Source organism: Methanocorpusculum vombati (assembly GCF_026891935.1).
GTDB lineage: Archaea > Halobacteriota > Methanomicrobia > Methanomicrobiales > Methanocorpusculaceae > Methanocorpusculum > Methanocorpusculum vombati.
On record NZ_JAPTGC010000001.1, the window covers coordinates 269528 to 289183 of the forward strand.

16 protein-coding genes and 1 tRNA gene are annotated in these 19656 nt (G+C 53.4%); 11 read left to right on the top strand and 6 right to left on the bottom strand.

The features are described from left to right. Positions 1-40: 40 nt before the first annotated feature. Positions 41-2062 carry an ATP-dependent protease LonB gene (lonB, locus tag O0S09_RS01375; RefSeq protein ID WP_268922100.1) on the bottom strand — a complete coding sequence of 674 codons (2022 nt, stop codon included), beginning with the start codon at positions 2060-2062 and terminating at the stop codon, positions 41-43. A 96-nt stretch (positions 2063-2158) separates the two neighbouring features. On the opposite strand from lonB, the gene O0S09_RS01380 reads away from it, so the two are divergent. The 6 genes from O0S09_RS01380 (at position 2159) to O0S09_RS01405 (ending at position 6567) form a co-directional block, all read left to right on the top strand. Further along, complete coding sequence (locus O0S09_RS01380; RefSeq protein ID WP_268922101.1) at positions 2159-3004, top strand: ribose-phosphate diphosphokinase; 846 nt, start codon at positions 2159-2161, stop codon at positions 3002-3004. A gap of 5 nt (positions 3005-3009) precedes the next feature. Then, positions 3010-3489 (top strand): NOB1 family endonuclease, encoded by a 480-nt coding sequence (locus O0S09_RS01385; protein ID WP_268922102.1) that lies wholly within the window; start codon positions 3010-3012, stop codon positions 3487-3489. 108 nt (positions 3490-3597) lie between these two features. Then, on the top strand, positions 3598-4194 hold the full coding sequence (locus tag O0S09_RS01390; protein WP_268922103.1) for an orotate phosphoribosyltransferase-like protein: 597 nt from the start codon (positions 3598-3600) through the stop codon (positions 4192-4194). Between the two features lie 79 nt (positions 4195-4273). Further along, positions 4274-5860 carry a thermosome subunit alpha gene (gene thsA / locus O0S09_RS01395; RefSeq protein WP_268922104.1) on the top strand — a complete coding sequence of 529 codons (1587 nt, stop codon included), beginning with the start codon at positions 4274-4276 and terminating at the stop codon, positions 5858-5860. A gap of 131 nt (positions 5861-5991) precedes the next feature. After that, positions 5992-6075 (top strand) — tRNA-Ser (locus tag O0S09_RS01400). Positions 6076-6300: 225 nt separating this feature from the next. Next, a complete protein-coding gene (locus O0S09_RS01405) occupies positions 6301-6567 on the top strand; it encodes a hypothetical protein (RefSeq protein WP_268922105.1) in 267 nt (88 codons plus the stop codon). A 58-nt stretch (positions 6568-6625) separates the two neighbouring features. Here O0S09_RS01405 and O0S09_RS01410 read toward each other — a convergent pair whose 3' ends face one another. Further along, entirely contained in the window at positions 6626-7729 is a 1104-nt protein-coding gene (locus O0S09_RS01410; RefSeq protein ID WP_268922106.1) for a hypothetical protein, read from the bottom strand. Between the two features lie 65 nt (positions 7730-7794). On the opposite strand from O0S09_RS01410, the gene O0S09_RS01415 reads away from it, so the two are divergent. After that, complete coding sequence (locus tag O0S09_RS01415; RefSeq protein WP_268922107.1) at positions 7795-8730, top strand: cation diffusion facilitator family transporter; 936 nt, start codon at positions 7795-7797, stop codon at positions 8728-8730. 74 nt (positions 8731-8804) lie between these two features. Here the strand turns inward: O0S09_RS01415 and O0S09_RS01420 are convergent, their stop codons facing one another. After that, on the bottom strand, positions 8805-9137 hold the full coding sequence (locus O0S09_RS01420; protein WP_268922108.1) for a hypothetical protein: 333 nt from the start codon (positions 9135-9137) through the stop codon (positions 8805-8807). A 27-nt stretch (positions 9138-9164) separates the two neighbouring features. Between O0S09_RS01420 and O0S09_RS01425 the strand changes: the two genes are divergently transcribed. Together O0S09_RS01425 and O0S09_RS01430 are read left to right on the top strand one after the other, a co-directional pair. Beyond that, entirely contained in the window at positions 9165-9935 is a 771-nt protein-coding gene (locus tag O0S09_RS01425) for a type IV pilin domain-containing protein (RefSeq protein ID WP_268922109.1), read from the top strand. A gap of 104 nt (positions 9936-10039) precedes the next feature. Continuing rightward, on the top strand, positions 10040-11662 hold the full coding sequence (locus tag O0S09_RS01430; RefSeq protein ID WP_268922110.1) for a uracil-xanthine permease family protein: 1623 nt from the start codon (positions 10040-10042) through the stop codon (positions 11660-11662). On the opposite strand, the gene hcp is transcribed toward O0S09_RS01430, so the two are convergent. The 3 genes from hcp to O0S09_RS01445 form a co-directional block, all read right to left on the bottom strand. After that, on the bottom strand, positions 11663-13276 hold the full coding sequence (gene hcp, locus O0S09_RS01435) for a hydroxylamine reductase (RefSeq protein WP_268922111.1): 1614 nt from the start codon (positions 13274-13276) through the stop codon (positions 11663-11665). Between the two features lie 138 nt (positions 13277-13414). Then, the gene (locus O0S09_RS01440) at positions 13415-15058 is read right to left on the bottom strand and encodes an ABC1 kinase family protein (RefSeq protein ID WP_268922112.1); all 1644 of its coding nucleotides are present in this window, start codon (positions 15056-15058) and stop codon (positions 13415-13417) included. Between the two features lie 54 nt (positions 15059-15112). Beyond that, on the bottom strand, positions 15113-15622 hold the full coding sequence (locus O0S09_RS01445) for a DUF367 family protein (protein ID WP_268922113.1): 510 nt from the start codon (positions 15620-15622) through the stop codon (positions 15113-15115). Positions 15623-15724: 102 nt separating this feature from the next. On the opposite strand from O0S09_RS01445, the gene O0S09_RS01450 reads away from it, so the two are divergent. Next, positions 15725-16555, top strand: a complete 831-nt coding sequence (locus O0S09_RS01450; protein WP_268922114.1) for a nucleoside 2-deoxyribosyltransferase — start codon at positions 15725-15727, stop codon at positions 16553-16555. A gap of 922 nt (positions 16556-17477) precedes the next feature. Further along, positions 17478-19656: hypothetical protein (locus O0S09_RS01455; RefSeq protein WP_268922115.1), on the top strand; the 2179-nt coding region annotated here is incomplete at its 3' end.

Below are 19656 nucleotides of genomic sequence, written 5' to 3' on the forward strand. Positions count from 1 at the left end.
GCAGAGTCCCGCCTCACTCACCAGAGAAAAAAGAAAAAAATTATGCCTCCGCCTTCTCAGCGGCCTCGGGCATCTTCGGGATTTCCATGTGCTTGCCGATAAGGCCGAGTTTCTTCTCAAATGCCTCCTTATCCTGCGGCACAAGAGCATACTTGAGAACCTCCTCGATCCGCGTAACCGGAATGATCGTAACCATCTCCCGGTAGCGCTCCTCAATCAGCACATCATCCAGGTTCGACTGCGGAATAATGACCGTGTGAATGCCTGCCTTTGCAGCAGCCTCAATCTTATAGGTCACTCCGCCGATCGGCAGCACATCACCCCGCACCGAAAGCGACCCCGTCATCGCCACATCCTGCCGGACGGGAATATCCTCAAGAGCACTGATAACTGCGGTCGCCACCGTCACCGATGCCGAATCGCCTTCAACACCATTGTAGGTTCCGATGAACTGCACGTGAATATCCACCTTGCGGATATCGGTTCCGGAGAATTTCTTGATCAGAGCGCTCACGTTCTTAATCGACTCCTGCGCAATCTCCTTTAACAGACCGGTCGCAATAACCGCGCCGGCTCCCTGCGACGGCGTAACCTCTGCTGTGATCGGCAGAACCGAACCCGCATCGTTCCCCACGACCGCCAGACCGTTCACACGGCCGACAAGCGTCCCGGAAACGATCGTCAGATCATAATCGCGGGTTCTTCTGATGTACTCATCCGAGATCTGATCCTCAACGGAACGGGCAATCTGCTTTGCGTCCACCACGTGCTTCATGGTGGTGGCGGGGTCTCCTGCCTGCCGGGCAAGATCTCCTGCAACACGCACCAGACCACCGAGATCACGGAGTTTCAGCGTGAGATGTCCCTTCCTGCCGGACCGGCGGCGCGCCTCGCGGAGAATTTCCGAGACCGCGGACGGATCGAAATGCGGAATCTTCCCGTCGTTCTGCACCTCCTGTGCAATAAACCGGACAAGACGCGCACGGTTTGCAGGCGTGTCATCCATCGTCTCACTCATATACACCTCGTAACCATATCCGCGGATACGGCTGCGGAGTGCCGGGTGCATACCCTGCATGGCGTCGAGGTTTCCTGCCGCAATCATGATGAACCGGCAGGGAACCGGCTCGGTCCGGACCATCGCCCCTGACGATCGGTCGCTCTGTCCGGTGATCGGGAACTCGCCCTCCTGTAATGCAGTCAGCAGACTCTGCTGCGAAGAAAGCTCCAGCGTATTGATCTCATCAATGAACAGCACACCCTTGTGGGCGCGGTGAATTGCCCCGGCCTCCACACGATCGTGCGCCGGCGTCTCAAGACCTCCTGACTGGAACGGATCATGCCGGACATCGCCGAGCAGTGCTCCTGCATGGGAACCCGTACCGTCAACAAACGGCGCCTTGGAGTCCGGTTTGTTGGAAACGATCAGCTTGGGCACCATTGCCTCATCCCGCGGCATCATCGTGCGGAATGCCATCAGGAGAATGATCACGATAAACAAACCCATTAAGATCTGGCCGCTGAAGAACGCAAACAGAAGAATTCCCAGGATGAGAACCATCAGCATTGTGTTCCTTGATGAAACACGTTTGCGTGCCTCGGCACGATGGGCTGCAACGATCTCCTTGCCGCGTCCCGCCGGAACCACACGGATAATCGGATTGTTGCTGTCTTCGGCATTCGGGTAGGTCAGAATATCCTGCATCTCCTCTTTGGGGAGAAGCTCGGACATTGCCTTGGCAAGCATCGACTTTCCCGTACCGGGACTGCCGATCATCATCACATGGCGGCGCTGGGTAGCTGCTTTCTTGATTACCTCCACCGCATGTTCCTGACCGATAACCTGATCGATCAGCGACGGAGGGATCACAATATCAGCGGTTGTATCAAACTGTATCCCGCCGAAGAACTCCGGATCGAAACTATCCGATGCGTAGGTCTTCGGGACGGCAGGCTCTTCCCGCGCAGGAGTTTCCGGTTCCTGTACTCCGGGACTGATAACCGGCGCAGTCCCCAAATCCGCGCCGCCAGCACGTCCTGCCGCACTATCTGTATCATCCATAGTTTATTTCCTAACTCGCCTAACTCGAGAGTGTTAATATTGTGCTTGATGATGGTTTAAGTAGTTTCAGTAAAAGATAGAAGAAGGAGAGTACTGATGAAAGTTATCTATACCGAGAAAAGTCAGCTGCTGGCCGCACGGGTGGCCCGTCACCTCGGATGCAGAATCGCCGAGGTAAAATACAACACTTTCCCCGATGGGGAGCAGTATGTCCGCGTAATGGACCTTGACGACGATATGGTCATTGTTGCAAGTACGGTGGACTCCCAGTCGGTTCTTCAGGCAATTCTGATGCTGGATGCCTGCGAAGGGAAGAATACCACGCTGGTTCTTCCCTACATGGGGTATGCCCGGCAGGACAAGCGGTTCAACGACGGCGAACCGATCAGCGCCCGTGCACTCGCACGCGTTCTTTCCGAAGGGGCGGATCGGATCTTTACCGTGAACATCCACGACCCTTCCGTTCTCGGGCACTTCAAGTGTCCTGCCGAAAATCTCACCATTGCTCCTGAGATCGGCAGATACATCCAGACGATGCATCTCGCAGACCCGCTGGTGCTCGCGCCCGATGACGGTGCCTGGGAGTTCGCCAAGGGTGTTGCGGCCGTTGGCGGCTGGGACTGCGATCATCTCGACAAGACGCGGCTGTCCGGTTCCGAGGTGAAGATGGCGCCGAAGCATCTGGATGCAAACGGTCGCGACTGTATCATCGTTGATGACATCATTGCAACCGGCGGGTCGATGGCAACGGCGGCAGGCATGCTGAAAGAGCAGGGGGCAACCTCCGTTCGTGCCGCAGGGGTGCACGGCGTGTTTGCAAGCGGCGGATATGTGAAGCTGATGCAGGCGGGACTTGCAGATATTGCATCCTCTGATACCATTGAGCGTGCGAGCAGCAGATTTACTGCGTCAACGGTCATTGCAGACGCTGTCCGCCGATAACTTTCATGCGCTATATTTTAGACGCATCCTTTTTTTTCGGGGAGTATCCCTTCTGCGGGGAGTTTGCCACAACTCCGGAGGTTGTCGCAGAACTCAGGGATGTAACCTCAAAGATGCGGTTTGAGGTGATGCAAAGCCGGGGACTTCTGATCAGCGAAGCAGACGCTGCGGCAGTGGACCGCGTGAGAGATGCCGCAAGAAGGTCCGGAGATGCACGGGTGCTTTCGGAAACAGATATCTCGGTGATCGCTCTGGGCCTTGCTCTTTCCGGAACGGTTGTCTCGGATGATTTTGCCGTACAGAACGTCTGTCGTCATCTGAAGATTCCGGTACAGAACATGATGCAGAAGAAAGCAAAACGCCGCGTCTGGAAAAGTATCTGCAGCGGATGCGGCGCGGAGATTCCGGCGGGTGAGGAGGACTGTCCGGTCTGCGGGTCGCCGCCGGTCCGACGCGGGACCGAGAAGCGGGGCGGGAAGAAATAATATTTTGTGATGCTCCGAAGGCATTTCGTTGGTTTATCTTCTTCATCCTGCCCAATCCCTCCGAAAACCCAAAAGTAATAATTCCCGCAACTCGAATACTGTAGTATCATGTCTTCCCTTGAAGAGCTTATGGCAAAAGCAAAAGACCTGCGTGCTGACGGCCACTCAGCAGGCCAGATAGCTGACGAACTGAGTCTGTCCGTGGACACGGTTACCTGGCTTCTGACCCAGAGCAAAACAAACATGGCTGTCCCCAAAGATGTGCACATCGACTGGACGGTTGTCAGCTCGGACGCAACACTGCTCGGCGGCATCGCATCCATGCTGTCCGCCCGGTTCGATGCAGCAACCGGCGGCGAAGAGGAAGTTGATGCAATCGTTGGTATCTCCATCTCCGGCGTGCCGCTTGCAACCCTCATTGCCGCTGAAGAGGGACTCAATCTCTCCATCTATCACCCTTCCAAACACAACACCGACTCCGGAACCGGATGCATCTCCGGAAACTTCAGCAAGATCAGCGGCAAGCGCTGTATTCTTGTCGACGATGTCATTACGTCGGGCAATACTCTGACCGAACTGGTCGCCTATCTGCGCAGACACAATGCAGTGCCGGTTGCGATTCTGGTCATCTTCGATAAGCGCGGTGTGACTGAAGTCGATGGAGTACCGGTGTACTCGCTGTTCTCTATCCGGCTTATTGACTAAGGGAAGATTCCAATACATATATTTTATATAGAAGTTCAATTCCATTTTTATCACACGAGTACAGGAGATAATAGATTTTATGTCAAGCAGATCAGGACAACCTGTCGTTATTTTACGGGACAACGTTGAGCGCGTGCCTGGACAGGAGGCGCTCCGCTCCAATATCATGGCTGCAAAGGTTCTTGGAAACACCGTTCGGACCACCCTTGGTCCCCGCGGCATGGACAAGATGCTGGTTACGCAAGGGAGTGATGACATCGTCATCACCAACGACGGCGCAACCATTCTGCACCAGATTCACGTCCAGCACCCCGGCGCAAAACTCGTCGTTGAGGTCGCCGAGACGCAGGACGATGAGTGCGGTGACGGAACCACAACCGCAGTCGTAATGGTCGGCTCCTTTATGGAACAGGCGGAAAACCTCATCGACACGGGCGTTCACCCGTCGGTTATTGCAAAAGGTTACAACCTCGGTATGATGAAGGCGCTTGAGCTTCTCGACAGCCTCGCAATCGCAGTCACTCCGAAGGACAAGGACATGCTCAAGCAGATCGCAAAGACGGCAATGACCGGCAAATCCATTGAGATGATCATGGACAAGGCCTGTGATGTTGTCGTGGAGGCGGTCAGCAACGTCGCGGTTACTACCGGCAAGAAGACGGTGGTCAACGAAGATGACATTCTGGTCAAGACCAAACGCAGCGAAACGATGGATGCCGAGATGATCAAAGGTGTCTTAATTGACAAGACCAGACTTGACGCGCTGATGCCCAAGAAGATCAAAGGCGTGAAGGCTGCGTTCATTGCAAACCCGCTTGAGATCACCAAGACCCAGACGAAGTCGAAGATCAAGATCACGTCCCACGAACAGCTTGAAGCATTCTCCGTTGCAGAGCGCGAGACGCTCCGTGCAATGGCCGAGAAGTTTGTGGAGACCGGCGTAAATGTGGTTCTTTGTCAGAAAGGTATCGCTGACCCGGTCCAGTACTACCTTGCCGAGAACGGTATCTACGCACTTGAGTTTGTCGCGGAAAAGGATCTGAAGTATGCCGCAAAGGCACTCGGCGGACAGATCGTCAACAAACCCGAAGATCTTACCCCCGAAGTGATCGGAACCGCCGGCAACCTTGAGATGCTGGAGGACATTGAGATGACCAAACTCTCCGGCTGCAAGAACCCGCAGGCAGTAACCATTCTTCTGCGCGGCTCTTCCCAGCATCTTGTGGACGAGCTTGAGCGTGCAATCGAGGATGCAACCCGCGTAGTGCAGGATGTTGTCGAGGACGGCGCATACCTGATCGGCGGCGGATCGGTGGAGACCGAGCTTGCCCTGCGCCTCCGCGAGTATGCGGCAACCGAAGGCGGTCGTGTCCAGCTGGCAATTGAGGGATATGCAAAGGCATTTGAGATCATTCCCAAGACCCTTGCAGAGAACTCCGGCTTTGACACCGTGGACAAGGTTATTGATCTCCGTCAGGCACATGCAACCGGCGAGAAGTACGCAGGTCTGAATGTGTTCACCGGAAAGGTTGTTGACATGCAGTCCGAAGGTGTGGTGGAGCCGAAGCGCGTCAAACGTCAGGCAATCCAGAGCGCATCCGAGACCGCAATGCTGCTGATCCGTGTGGATGACATGATGATCAGCAAAGGCGCCGGCCAGGCATAATACCAAAAAACACTATCTTTTTTAGACCACAGGTCTATGTGTATAGGCAGTAAGGTGCAGCGGGAGATCCTGTTTTGCCCGCATCAGCGGAGATCTGGTCGCGCATACTGTTTTCAGCGGCAAACGGACGTGCCGAGGTAGTCTAGTCCGGAAGGGCGGTGGCCTCGAAAGCCTCTGGTGGTAACACCTCGGGAGTTCAAATCTCCCCCTCGGCGTCTTTATTTTACAAAATAGTTGATATACATTGAGATCTGAATCCATTTTTTCTTCACCCTGAAACCCCGTCGAATGAATTTTCGACGAGGGGCAGGGGGAAACAGAAGGGATCTTTGGAAAATTATGCGCAAAATCTCACGCGAGTTTTTATATAGTAGAACAATATATTTTCAATTACTAAACAGCATAGCTACCAGCAATTCCTCTACAGCACGGAGAAAGAGATGATGGACTCCTATACGATCCGAAAAATCGACGCGCGAAGGTTTACGGTAACCGTGACGAGCCCAGGCAAACAGTCATGGCGGACGCTGGAGTCCGCCGGACTTGCAGTGATGGACGAGAAACGCGCGCCGTGCAACGGCGGGCAGTGTTACTCCTGGACGGTCCAGGCAAGACGGCCCGGCATTTATGAACTGAGAATGATCCAGCAGAGCGATGACGGGGCATACCGCAGAGTGGTGATTCCGATCATCGCGGAAGCTTCCTGATTTCCTGCGGGAAGTTTCAGATGATCTTTTTTTCCGGGACGTGCAGGGAGGTTCGTTTTTACAGCAGATCGCGGATGGTCTTCTCATCTCCGGTACTGTCGAGCACTTCACGGGCAGTCGGGTCGGCGATCAGGAGGAAGTTCGGCAGGATTGCATAGACTGGGAAGCGTCGGAAAAACTCCTGCACTACGAGTTTGTTCATCCGGAGAATCAGAAACTCCCGCCGCAGTTCGTTCATCTGTTCCGGTTCTGCTGCCCGGATACGGGGCAGCAGGTCATCCTTGAGAGCGGCAATATGGCGGGTGTTTAAGGCCGTCATAAGTCTGCGGCTTTCTACTCCCTGATAGTAGCGGATAATGACCGCCTGCGTAAGGAGTGTAAGCAGGAGGATGATCGGGTACTCGGTCGGGAGGATGGAGATGAATTCGAGGTACTGGTTTAGGGTGAGTCCCGGAAACAGCATTGCCCCGACCAGTAACAGGCCGGTGATCATTGCGGCGGTGCTGAGGTAAAGCCAGATCTTGAACTTCGCTGTTTCCGTTTCCGGAGCTTCGGCAGGGATGTTCCGGGGTACGAAAAATCCCTGTTCGTCCGGCCGGGTGCGGATGATCTTTGCATAAAAGGCGAGGATGATTGCGATCTGCAGGATGACAACGAGGAGCAGATGCCGGTCGATTATCTCCTCTGTGTAGAGGATGACGGCACAGAGGACGTCGATACTATAGATGATCGCAAATCCTTTTGCAAGCGGTTTTGCATTGATGAGGAATGCGTTCCAGAATATTTCAATAAAGGTGACTTTGTTTTTGCGGAATGTTTTCAGAAGGTTTGCCAGCCGCAGGAACTCACGGATCTGCATGTGGGCGGCTGTGCCGGTTAGGGGGGTACTGGTGCCGGAACCAAGGGAGGGGATCATCATGAGGAAGAAGTAGAACATGTAGATGAAGAAGCTTGCAACGATCCAGAGCATGAGGATGTCATAGGGGGAGATGTCATGGAGGATGCAGATGATGCTCCAGATGAGGAGGAGAAGGATCGGGAGGGGGACCCAGTATTTTGTTCTGGCAAGGCGTTGCTCTCCTTCTTCCAGGGCTTTGCCATATTCCTGTTCTTCTTTGATCTGCCCGGAGATGCGGATAATGAGTGCATCTTTGGTTGCCATGTCGTATCTCTCGCTTAAGTTATTTACGTGGCGCTGACCTATATTTTCTACTGTTGTGATCAACCATGAATACCGTGACAGATGATGCCAGAAAGCAGAATGTCGCTCGTTTATCGGTGTTCTCGAATCTGTTTCTGACGGTTGCAAAGATTTTGACGGGAATCTCGATTGGTTCGGTGAGTATTATCTCGGAGGGTATCCATTCGGGAATGGATCTGCTTGCTTCCTGTATTGCGTATTTTTCGGTGAAGAAGTCGGCCGAGCCGCCGGACGCGGATCATGCGTTCGGTCACGGGAAGTATGAGGATGCGTCGGGTCTGATTGAGGCGCTGCTGATTGTTGTTGCGGCAGGGATTATTATCTGGGAGGCGTGCCATAAGCTGGTCTCCGGCGGGGAGATGGTCTCGCTTGATCTTCTGTATGCGGGTATGATCGTGATGGGTGTTTCCGCGGTGATGAACTTCGTGGTGTCGCAGCGTTTGATGAGGGTTGCAAAGGAGACGGAGTCGATTGCGCTGGAGAGCGATGCGTGGCATCTGCGTACGGATGTTCTGACATCTGCGGGAGTGTTTGCGGGTCTTGTGCTGATTCAGGTTACGCATCTGGTGTTTCTTGATTCGGTGATCGCAATTGTTGTGGCTTTGCTGATTCTTCGTGAGGCGTATTCGTTGATCCGCCGGAGTTTTGCGGATCTGATGGATGAGAGTCTGGATGAGGATGAGGTTATTCTGATTAAGGAGATCATCTGCCGGCATGCGAATGCGTTTACGAACTTCCACAGTCTGAAGACCCGCCGGTCGGGACCGAACCGGTTTGTGGAGTTTCATCTGATGATGCCGCATGCAACGCCCCTTGATGCGGCGCATGCGGTGCTGAAGGAGATCGAGACTGATATTGTTGCAAAGATGCCGCGGACATCTGTGATTGTGCATCTGGATCCCTGTGACGGACGCTGCGGGAGGCCGGAGTGTTCGTTTGTGTGTAAGGAGAGAAAGAACTAATTTTCTTTTCATCATGCCCACTCACCACTCACCCGTACACAATTTCCTCAGAAAAGAAAACCGACGAATTATTTTCATGACATCACCGCGGGATGTCCGCCGGTATTGAATCCTTTCAGGATAGGATTGCACGAAATATAAAGTTGTGGCGTGGCAGAAAAAATCACAAAAATCAGCCCTCCTCCCTTTGCATGACATTCTGGTTTGTGAATGGCGTTATTTTTCCGAGAAACTTTTTTTTGGATCTCCCATTTCGGGAAAAAAATATTTTTTGGAAGGATATAACCGGAGAAAAAATTGTGCCTCTCATTGAAAGAAAAAATTTGAAAATATCTTTTTAGAAAAATTATTTTTTGAAAATATTCATCGGTGATGATGCAACCCTCTCCTGATAGGAAATATATCATTGGAAATATCCGTAGGAGTTGGTCCGTATGAATAGGAATTACGAGGATAATGCTGTATCCCCGGTGATTGCAACGATTTTGCTTGTTGCGATTGTGATGGTCCTCGCCGCAGTCGTTGCGGTGGTGGCACTTGGTATGGCGGGCGGGCAGAATGATCTAAAAGATGTGGGACTGACGGTAACCTCAGACCATACGGATGTGATGGTAACCCTCTTTACCGGACAGGATGTCAGTGATCTGCAATCGCTGCGCGTCTCAGTGGCGGGAAATCCCTACGTGACCGAATTCCAGAGTACCAATACAACCGATTGCGTCCGACAGATCGGCGTTCCCATCCGGTTTACCGGCGTTGGAGTGGAGGGAACCCACACCACCACGGTAACCGGTGTTTTTTCGGATACCACCGCGGTGACGTTGTGGACAGGGCAACTTGCGTTCGCGCTATGGCCGGCGGATGCTTCTTCTCATAAACATGAGAATGAAAATATGATCAAGGTTACCCTTCCCCGTGACTGGACTGCAGGTACTTTCCAAGGGAATGGATGGCAAAAACAACTGGTAGTAGATGTGTCTGATTCCTCTGGCAGAAATGTGGTGAATCGAACGTGGGCTGGGTGGGAACTTAATCTCGCACTTTCTTTCTATAAGGATAGCTGTGTAATAATTACTAATCAGGCGAATAAGGGATTTGCCCCAGGATCGTATCGTGTTGTAGTCCGTGGTCAGACCGTGGACTCCACGGGCAATACGATTTTCACAGACAGCCTGCTCTATGACGGCACTGTTGTCGTTCCGTAAAATCAGCAATACATCTCTCCCCACCAACCCTTTTTCCCGGAGACCTCCTCCATTCCCAAAGTCCAAACCTATAATACTCCCCAGACAAAACTATCTCCTCAATCATGGACTACCAAGACCGTCCGGTGTACAACGTCAGCGACAACGTGCCGCCCTCCGTCCTTGTCCTCAGCATCCTCCAGCACTTTTTTGTCCTCGCCGTCTACATGACCTACCCTGTCATCATCACCAAAGCGATCGGCGGCGGCGAAGACCTCTCCACCTTCCTCATCAGCGCAACCCTCATAGGCTCCGGCATCGCTACCCTCCTTCAGGCATTCCGCTACACCGGCTGCGGCTACATCTTCCCCATGGTCCCCAACTCCTCCTACCTCCCGGCCTCCATGCTTGCCGCAACCGCCGGAGGTCTCCCCCTCCTCTACGGCATGATGATCATCTCCGGTTTTCTGGAAATGTTGTTCAGCCGTCTCACCCGCTACTTCCGCATCCTCTTCCCCGGGGAAGTCATCGGCGTCGTCATGTTCATGCTCGGCCTTGCCATCATCCCCTTCTCCTTCCCTCTCTTCTTCGGCAGCGGCGAGTCAGGCCCCCTCAACCCCGCCGCAACCGCCGTCGGCATCATCACGCTTGGCTCTATGATCATCCTCGGCATTCAGCAGAAAAAAATATTCAGATTCTACGCAGTCCTTATCGGCATCATCATAGGTCTTGTCTCCTCCGTCCTCTTCGGTGTCCTCACCCCTGCCGACATTGAAGCCGCCGGTACCATATCCATCTTCTCTTTCCCCAACCCCGTCGGCATCGTCAGCTACCGCTTTGACATCGGCCTTCTCATACCCTTTGCAATCGGCATGCTCTGTGTCATGCTCAAATCCGCTGGAAACATTGCCCTGCTTGACGACTACACCGGCAACACCAACAAAAACAACCTCCGCCGCGGCATCCTCTCCGAAGGATTCGGGGCAGCCCTCTGTTCTGCCATCGGCGGAATCGGCATTGGGTCCTCCGCGTCCAACACCGGCCTCATCCCTGGAACCGGCATCGCCTCACGCAGCATCGGCATCGGTCTCGGTCTCCTCCTCATCCTCTGCGGATTTCTTCCTGCCATCGGCTGGTTCTTCCATGTCATGCCCGAACCCATCATGGGTGCGATCGTCATCTACGCCATCGCCTTCATCATGCTCGGCGGCGTGCAGAGCATCTCCTCCCGCGTACTGGACAACCGCCGGACTTTCGTCGTCATCCTGCCGATCATGATCGGCGTCTCCTCGGTCATGTGTCCCAACCTCTACACCGCACTCCCTGACACTCTCCGCCTCTTCTTCGCCTCCCCCCTCACCTCCGGCGCAATCTTCGTCGTCACCTTAGGTCTCCTCTTCAAAATCGGCATCCCAACTACCCGCAGCATCACCTTCGGGACCGCTCCGCACAACGACGTATCCTGTATTCTCCTTGACTGCGGACGTCTCTGGACCATGGACAAAACCCAGATGTTCCAGATAATGCATCATATCCAGGCACTCATATCCGCTCTGCCGCAAGGAACACACCCGGAAACCCTGGTCATCACCCTCAAAAACAGTACGGGAACCATCAGCGCAGAACTCACTGCACCGGGTCCCGTTGACGAACCCGCCATGAAGACCGCGGGGCACTACCCCGCAATCGTCACGGTCTCGGCTTCTGCGGACAAAACATTCATCCGCTCCAGTTATCTTATCGTCTGATCACACCAGATGCAGTGTCTTCAAATCCGCCTCAACGGTCGTGTTCGGCTGCACCCCGAACCGCTCTACCAGGGTATTCAGTACATCCGGCGAAAGACACGCCGGAAGATGCGGACCGATCATAATGTCCCTGATACCGAGCGCAAGCAGTGTCAGGAACACCAGAATTGCCTTCTGTTCATACCAGGCGATATTGAACGACAGCGGCAGTTCGTTTACCGGAATCTTCAGAGCCTTTGCAAGTTCTGTTGCAATCACCACGAGCGAGTAGGAGTCATTGCACTGTCCCGCATCCAGCACGCGGGGGACACCATCGATCTCGCCGAGGTTCAGACGGTTGTACCGGTACTTCGCACAGCCCGCCGTCAGAATAATCACATCCTTCGGCAGTGCCTGTGCAAACTCCGTGTAGTACCTCCGCTCCTTGTGCCGCCCGTCACATCCGGCCATCACCACAAAGCGGCGGATCTTCTTCTCCTCAATCAGCTTGAGAATCTTTGGTGCAAGCGCGAGAACCGCATCATGACCCGCGCCGGTCGTCACCTCCGAAAGCTTCAGATCGATCGGGGCTTTACATCTTTTTGCAAGCGCAATAATCTCTGAGAAATCCTTTGACCCGTCGGCCTTCTCCGGGATGTGCACGGCTCCGTCAAATCCGACCGACCCGGTTGTAAAGATTCTTCCGCGTGACTCCTCCGGCGGCGGCACAAGACAGTTCGTCGTAAACAGAACCGGGCCGTTGAACTTCGGGAACTCGTCCTTCTGGTTTGCCCAGGACGTACCGTAGTTTGCGATCAGATTGTCGTATTGTTTGAATGCAGGATGTGCATGGGCAATCAGCATCTCGCCGTGTGTGTACACATCAACACCTGTTCCTTTTGTCTGTTCCAGCAGCATCTCCAGATCCCGCAGATCATGACCGGTCACGAGAATCCCCGGTTTATCTTTGACGCCGCAGGGAACCTTCGTGATCTCTGTTGTTCCGTAGTGTTTATTCGCCTCATCCAGCAGGGCCAGCACCTTTGCACCAACCGTGCCGCATTCCAGAACCAGCTCTGTCCGTTCTGCAATGGTGTACACCTCAAACCGTGAGGCAAGACCCTTGTAGATGAAGGCCATGATATCCGGATCGGTCTTTCCCAACACCTCGGCATGGGAGTAGTAGGCGCACATGCCTTTCAGTCCGAACAGCAGCAGGGAAAACAGCGACCGTTCGTTGTCGTCCTCAATTGCAAGAAGACCAATACCTCCTTCGAGATGAACAATCTCCTCCTCGGATTTCGGGGTCCACGCACACCCTTCCGGCTCTCCGGAAATGATCGGATAGGCATCACGATAGGCGATGAGGGTCTTCAGATACTCTTTGAACCGTTCTTTATCGAAGTTGACATTCGTCAGCGTTGCAAACAAAATCTCCACAACCGCTTTGTCCTGCTTTGCGGTGTCGGCCGGAACTTTTGCTCCCGCCGGCTGGTGGATCTTCCGGTATGCAAGACCTGACAGAATAAAATTTACTGCGTCCTGATAGCACGCAGTGTCATTGCTTTTTCCGCAGACGCCCCCGGCTGTGCAGCCGAGACCCCGTGCGGTTTCCTCACATTGTTGGCAAAACATGGTAACATTCTCCTGGTTTCGTCCGGAGGGGGTCCGGACGGATACTACAGTATAAGGACGCGGGGACAAAAGTAGTTGGAGAAAGTACCAAACAGTACTTCGCGATGATTTTTTCCCGGAAAAGAGATCACAAAAAAATTAGTCTTCCCGCTTGAGCTTGCGGGTCTTCATCTTATAGAAGATGATCACAATCACAATGATCGCAGCAATATAGGCCAGCAGCGGATAGTATCCGGCCTCGGCAGGCTGACTCATCAGCACCAGCGACAAACCAATGACAATTGCGGAGACCATCATACCGATCACCAGACGATCAATGGAACTTTCGATCGTCATACGCAGTTCGCCGACCTCCTTTGCCGCAACATCAATTCTGAGTTTCCCTTCCGATGCCATCTCCAGAACCGAGGAAAGCTGCTGCGGTACGCGGGACAGATCCTCCAGCCGCACCTTTGCATCAAGAATCCGTTTCTGCACATTCTCCGGATTTTTCATGTCCTCTGCAATCAGTTTCTTCAGATACGGTTCGGCCTCCTTGGCAAACTCCAGCTGCGGATCAAGCGTGAACGCAATGTTGGAAACAAGCATCAGCGCCTTTAAGAGCTGCATAAGGTTCGACGGCACGCGGATATTGTTTCTCTGGAACAACTCCTGAATTGCCGCAACAAGGCCTGAGAAGTTCATCTGGGCACCCATGTCCTTGCTGTCCTGCAGGGCGAGATACAACTCGCCGCGGAACTCATCCAGACCACTTGACGGAATTTTTACGCCGAGATTTTTCACGTACCGGATCGTCAGATCCGTATCCGCTGCAAACAGGGCAAGCATCAGCGAGATGAATTTGTTCCGCGTGTCCTTCATCAGAACGCCGCAGACTCCGAAGTCGAGAAACACCATATCGCCCTTCGGTGACACACGGATATTTCCGGCGTGCGGATCGCCGTGATAAAACCCGTTCTGGAAAATCTGCACCATGAATGCCTTCAGGCCCCTGCTTGCAAGATCCTTCGGGTCCATCCCCATTGCAACAATTGCATCCACATCGTCGCTCCTGACACCCGAAACAAACTCCATTGCAAGCAGGCATTTTCCGGAAAACTCCCAGTAAATCTTCGGGACCTTGATGCCGGGAATGCCGGAGACCCGCATGTTCCGTGCGAGCCGTTCGGCGTTCATTCCGTCGCGGGTGAAATCCAGTTCCTTTTTAATCTGCACCGAAAAATCGTCCACCAGCGTCACCGGATTATACATACGGAGGTCCGGCCGCCGCTCCTCAATCCGCTCGGCAATGGATCTGAGGAGGACAATATCCTGCTCGATTCTGTCCTGAATGTTTGGACGCTGAATCTTTAAGGCAAGCTCTGTTCCGTCCTGCATAACAGCGCGGTACACCTGGGAGATGGAGGCTGCGGCAAGCGGTTTTGGGTCCACCGAGGTGAATACATCCCGCCAGTCGGGAATGTACTCATCCAGCGTCGGGATAACCTCATCAAACGGCACGACTCCGACCCGGTCCTGCAATTTTGACAGCTCCTCGATCATTTCCGGCGGGAACAGTTCGGTTCTCGTACTCATCAGCTGGCCGAACTTCACGAAGGTCGGTCCGAGTTCTTCCAGAGCCATTCTGACTCTGGCGTACATCGAGTAGGAACTGAAATCGTCCTGTGCCGCCTTTTTGGTATTGATGAATCCGGGGAAAAGTTCGTTGAGATAATAGGAGAATCCGTACTTCACCAGTACATCAAAAATCTGCCCGTATCTCCGGATGCTTACGCTTGCCATTGTATCTGTGTTAATTGGTCGTTTCAGATGTTAATAGTCTCGGTGACGGTCGTTTCAGCCGATGTACTCGCTTTGGATCTTGAGTACTTCGGCGCTGTCCCTTGCCGCCGCATACTCGGCAAGCGGTTCTGCGTTGAGGGCGAGGAAGTTGAGTCCCCAGTGAAATTTTGCAAGAATTGTCTTTGCCTGTTCCTCCTCACCGAGGATGTACAGCGTTGCCGCGATCGCTTCGACCGAGGTCAGGGTGAACGGTTTTCCAAAGTTCACCGGATTTGCCGCCACCAGAAACGGCAGTGCCCGTCGTCCTTTCCACGGTCCGAGGTTTGCCGTATCAAGAACTTCCCACGAACAGTCAAGAGCGGTTACCGACTGCACCCAGGCGCGGTCCGCAGGGGAGAGAACGACCCCCGCAGTCGGGTCAAGAAGCAGCGTACTTTTGGGAATCTGCGGGATACGGTTCACTAACCGCAGCATCCCGAACCGTTCCAGTTTTTTCATGGTACATTTTTTCGGATCGCAGGAGTTGTCGCGATAGGCGATGAGTGCTATTCTGTCCCGGACCATTTTCCTCCTACTCTTATTGTGCGTGAACGGTTATTCTGATTTCGGGTACAGTCTCCGTCAGTCGGGGTTTTTATCTCTTCAGACCTCCTATCAGACATACTCATGTATGTCCTTGTCTCTGCGTGCATTCTGAACGAAAAACTCCGTGCCGAAGGTATCACCACCGATGCGGATCGTGCGGTGTGGGCTGCTGCCGCCGCACGCTGCCGTCAGTTCGGTATTGAGATGGTGCCGCTTCCGTGTCCTGAAACGCTGTATCTTGGGGTGCCCCGCAGTCCCGGCTCCTTCCTTGATCGTCTCAACACGCCGGAGTTTGCTGCTGTTCTCGATCATCTTGAGGAGCAGGTACGGACACTGATAGCAGAGCGGGGCGAGCCTCCGATTGCCATTATCGGGGTGAACTCATCGCCGACCTGCGGGGTTACAACAACCTATTACGGCGATGAAAAATCGGCGGGTCCCGGCGTGTTTCTCAAACGGTTTGCCGATTTTCCGCTGATCGATGTCCGGAGTTTTGCGCAGTACCGCATCTATCTTGCAGCTCCGCTGTTTTCTGAAGCCCAGAAGATCTACAACGCTGGTCTTGCCGGTCTTCTTGCTTCGCAGTATTATTCGGTGCATCTGCCCCAGAACTTTGAGGACACCGCCGAGTCACGGAGCAAGAACCGTGAGGAACTGATCTATCGCTGGAATCTTGCGGCTCTGAAAAACAGTGACATTGTTGTTGCGGTGATTGACGGGTCCGATGCAGACTCCGGCACTGCATGGGAGATGGGATATGCAACCGCACTCGGCAAACGGGTGATTGCGATCCGCACGGATTTCCGGCGCTACAGTGAGAATGAACTGGTGAATCTCATGCTGGAAACGGAAGCCGAGATTGCGGGCAGCAGTGAGGAGCTGCTGTCGCTGCTGACCTGTGGGTCTGCGTGAGGGGTATCCCATGCGGCGGATGGCGAGGTCGAGCCGGTCGAGAAGGTCGGCGGGGAGGCGGAAGTAGGCGATTCGGGTGGTCATGGTTTTTGGGGGGATGTCACGAGACACGAAACACGAAACACGAAACAATGGTCTGCGGCGGGGGGGCGGAGGTATTTTTTTGCGGTTTTTTTTGTTGAAGTTTTTTCCCCTCGTGCTGGTGTTCTTATAGGTTCAGTGACAGATATGAACAACAGGATACCACGGGGTCCCGGAAGTATGCGAGTGGTGGACGAGCATTTTTCGGGAGGGTCGGAATTTTTTGCGGGTGTTGTGTGTTCGGTGTTGTGTGTTCGTTCGGTGGTTCCTGTACCGGGGTGTCCGGCCGGTGTGATACGGTTCTGTCTGCGGCATGATGTTGTGGCCGCAGCGGCCCGCGGGAGGTTTTCTATGGTTTTTCCGTTGGGCTGAGTTGTTCGTTTTTCTTTGGAGATATATGAATCTGTTGAGCAGAAATTAGGTTTTGCTTTGAGGAGGTTTTTTGTTGATGCTGCGGGCGTAATAGGTAATATTACGCCCGCAGCATCAAAATTATTTGATAAAAATAGATTTATTTTGTAGATATAATTCCGCGCATAAATTTTGGATCAGGGGCTATCCTATTATGGTAGTATATAACACTCTAAATTATATTAAATGATTTCCAAACAGTTTCCAACCAGACAATAACGATATCCTTTCAAAAAAGACCTCTTACAGCATCCCTCCATCATTTTTTCCTGTTTTTCCGAAGGATAGTATCCTGAGAATATTTTCAGCCCAAATATCAGCATAATCCTCGCGTAACCAAAAATAATTCTCGGATTTGCGATTCGGGATACATTCCGGATTATATCCTCCCATAATAGGATTCAATGGGTGAATGGAAATGCTGACACATATGAACGGGACTGGTTGTCCCCCGATTGAGAGAAAGTGCCGATACCGCGGTCTTCTCGTACTTGCGGTGCTGGTTTTTCTCTGCTGTGTGTGGGTGATGCCTGCTGCGGCTGCGGATGCGGATGCATATCACGAGGTGGAGAACGTCGATGAGCTGAGGAATGTGATCGACTGGTCGAATGCTGATGCGAACAAATCGATACCGTTCCTCGTGGCGGTGAACAGCGATATCGAATTTGACGGGGGTGCATGGCTGCCGGAGATTCGCGGAAACATTACGCTCACGACGAGCAGTTCCGCGAATAACAAAATCCACCGGACTGCGGCGAACACGACCGGAGATACCGGTATGTTCACGATAGGGAGCGGCGGTAACCTGACGATTATCGACAATGGAACTCATCCTCTGACACTGGACGGAAACAATACGGTGGATGCAATCGATAAAGGGAACGGGCAGTCCCTTGTCCGGGTGAACTCCGGAGGAAATTTCACGCTTGCAGGCGGCATCCTCATGAACAACACGGTAATTCACGAAGATATCTCTGCCTATGGCGGAGGGGTGTATGTGGAAGAAGGTACCTTCACGATGACGGGGGGCAGTATTGAGAACTGTAAGGCAACCTCAAACTCTGGAGATGCCTATGGAGGAGGAGTGGAGGTGTATGCGGGCGGGTTCACGATGTCCGGAGAGGCAACGATCGAGGATTGTACGGCAACCTCAACCTCTGGAGATGCCTATGGCGGAGGAGTGGATGTCTACAGCGACGCTGAGACCAGCGAGGCCATATTCACAATGTCCGGTTCAGCAAGCATTAAGGACTGCAAAGCAGAAAGCGTGGAAAATTCTGTCAGTGGTGGAGGGGTCTATATGATGGGCAACACGTTCACAATGTCTGACGATGCAAGTATCGAGAACTGCAAGGCAATCTCAACCTCAGATTCTGAAGATAGCGGTGCAGAAGGAGGGGGAGTAGGCATGAGCGGCGGCATCGCGTTCACAATGTCCGATTCGGCAAGCATCACGAACTGTGAGGCAACCTCAAACTCGGGATATGCCGCAGGTGGAGGAGTGGCGATGGCTACAGACGGCAAGGGCGGGTTCTGGATGGAGGATGAGGCAAGCATCACGAACTGCCAGGCAACCTCAACCACCGATGGAGATGCCTATGGCGGAGGAGTATGGGTGTATGAGGGCACGTTTGAGATGTCCGACTCGGCAAAGATCGAGGGTTGTAAGGCAACTTCAGACTCTGGAGGCTCCTATGGCGGAGGAGTAGAGATCTATAATTTTTGGGATAGTGGTGACGCCACGTTCACGATGAAGGATTCAGCGAGCATCACGAACTGCCAGGCAACCTCAACCACTGGAGATGCCAATGGCGGAGGAGTGGATGTGGATGTGTCTGAGGGCACGTTCACGATGTCTGGCAAGGCAAGCATCACGAACTGCAAGGCAACCTCAACACCTGGTGCCTATGGTGGCGGGGTGTATGTGTCTGAGGGCACGTTCACGATGGAAGACTCGGCAAGCATCACGAACTGTGAGGCAACCTCAACCTCTGGAGATGCCTATGGAGGAGGAGTGGAGGTGTATGGCATGTTCACGATGTCGGATTTGGCAAGCATCACAAACTGCCAGGCAACCTCAAACTCTGGAGGCTCCTATGGCGGAGGTGTGGATGTGGATGCGAACGGCAGGTTCACGATGTCCGGCGGTACAGTCTCCGGTAACACGGCATCGCGTGGGGGCGAGGTATATGTGGTGTATGAAGGTGAGATAGATTGGCCCCTCGGCTCTTTTTGGATTGGGATGGGGGACGGGACAACGGTAAAAGTCGGTCCGGGCACCACCTATCTCGCAGGGAATGCATGCATAACGGCGAATTCTTTGGAAGGATTATCCAGAATTGCAGTGATGAATATTGTCTCTGAAAAGACAGAGAGCGGCACGATTATCGTGGAATTAATAGATTGGGGCGATACCCCGCAATCTGCGGTGAATTATTTCACTCTGCACCCATCCATGACCGGCAAAATTCTGGAGTATGCCGCAGTTGAAGTAGTTGCAGTTGATGCAGTTGATGCCCGCACCCAACATGTCCTCCGGCTCGCCGACGGCAGCCCGGTACCGCCCGCACCCCCGGCACCTCCCGCAGAGGGTGACGGCAACATGGAAA

Coding starts and splice junctions, on each gene's coding strand:
- hcp (WP_268922111.1), bottom strand. CDS start 13,276: ATGTTTTGCCAACAATGTGAGGAAACCGCACGGGGTCTCGGCTGCACA.
- lonB (WP_268922100.1), bottom strand. CDS start 2,062: ATGGATGATACAGATAGTGCGGCAGGACGTGCTGGCGGCGCGGATTTG.
- thsA (WP_268922104.1), top strand. CDS start 4,274: ATGTCAAGCAGATCAGGACAACCTGTCGTTATTTTACGGGACAACGTT.
- O0S09_RS01380 (WP_268922101.1), top strand. CDS start 2,159: ATGAAAGTTATCTATACCGAGAAAAGTCAGCTGCTGGCCGCACGGGTG.
- O0S09_RS01390 (WP_268922103.1), top strand. CDS start 3,598: ATGTCTTCCCTTGAAGAGCTTATGGCAAAAGCAAAAGACCTGCGTGCT.
- O0S09_RS01410 (WP_268922106.1), bottom strand. CDS start 7,729: ATGGCAACCAAAGATGCACTCATTATCCGCATCTCCGGGCAGATCAAA.
- O0S09_RS01430 (WP_268922110.1), top strand. CDS start 10,040: ATGGACTACCAAGACCGTCCGGTGTACAACGTCAGCGACAACGTGCCG.
- O0S09_RS01420 (WP_268922108.1), bottom strand. CDS start 9,137: ATGATATATTTCCTATCAGGAGAGGGTTGCATCATCACCGATGAATAT.
- O0S09_RS01445 (WP_268922113.1), bottom strand. CDS start 15,622: ATGGTCCGGGACAGAATAGCACTCATCGCCTATCGCGACAACTCCTGC.
- O0S09_RS01450 (WP_268922114.1), top strand. CDS start 15,725: ATGTATGTCCTTGTCTCTGCGTGCATTCTGAACGAAAAACTCCGTGCC.
- O0S09_RS01415 (WP_268922107.1), top strand. CDS start 7,795: ATGAATACCGTGACAGATGATGCCAGAAAGCAGAATGTCGCTCGTTTA.
- O0S09_RS01385 (WP_268922102.1), top strand. CDS start 3,010: ATGCGCTATATTTTAGACGCATCCTTTTTTTTCGGGGAGTATCCCTTC.
- O0S09_RS01405 (WP_268922105.1), top strand. CDS start 6,301: ATGATGGACTCCTATACGATCCGAAAAATCGACGCGCGAAGGTTTACG.
- O0S09_RS01425 (WP_268922109.1), top strand. CDS start 9,165: ATGAATAGGAATTACGAGGATAATGCTGTATCCCCGGTGATTGCAACG.
- O0S09_RS01440 (WP_268922112.1), bottom strand. CDS start 15,058: ATGGCAAGCGTAAGCATCCGGAGATACGGGCAGATTTTTGATGTACTG.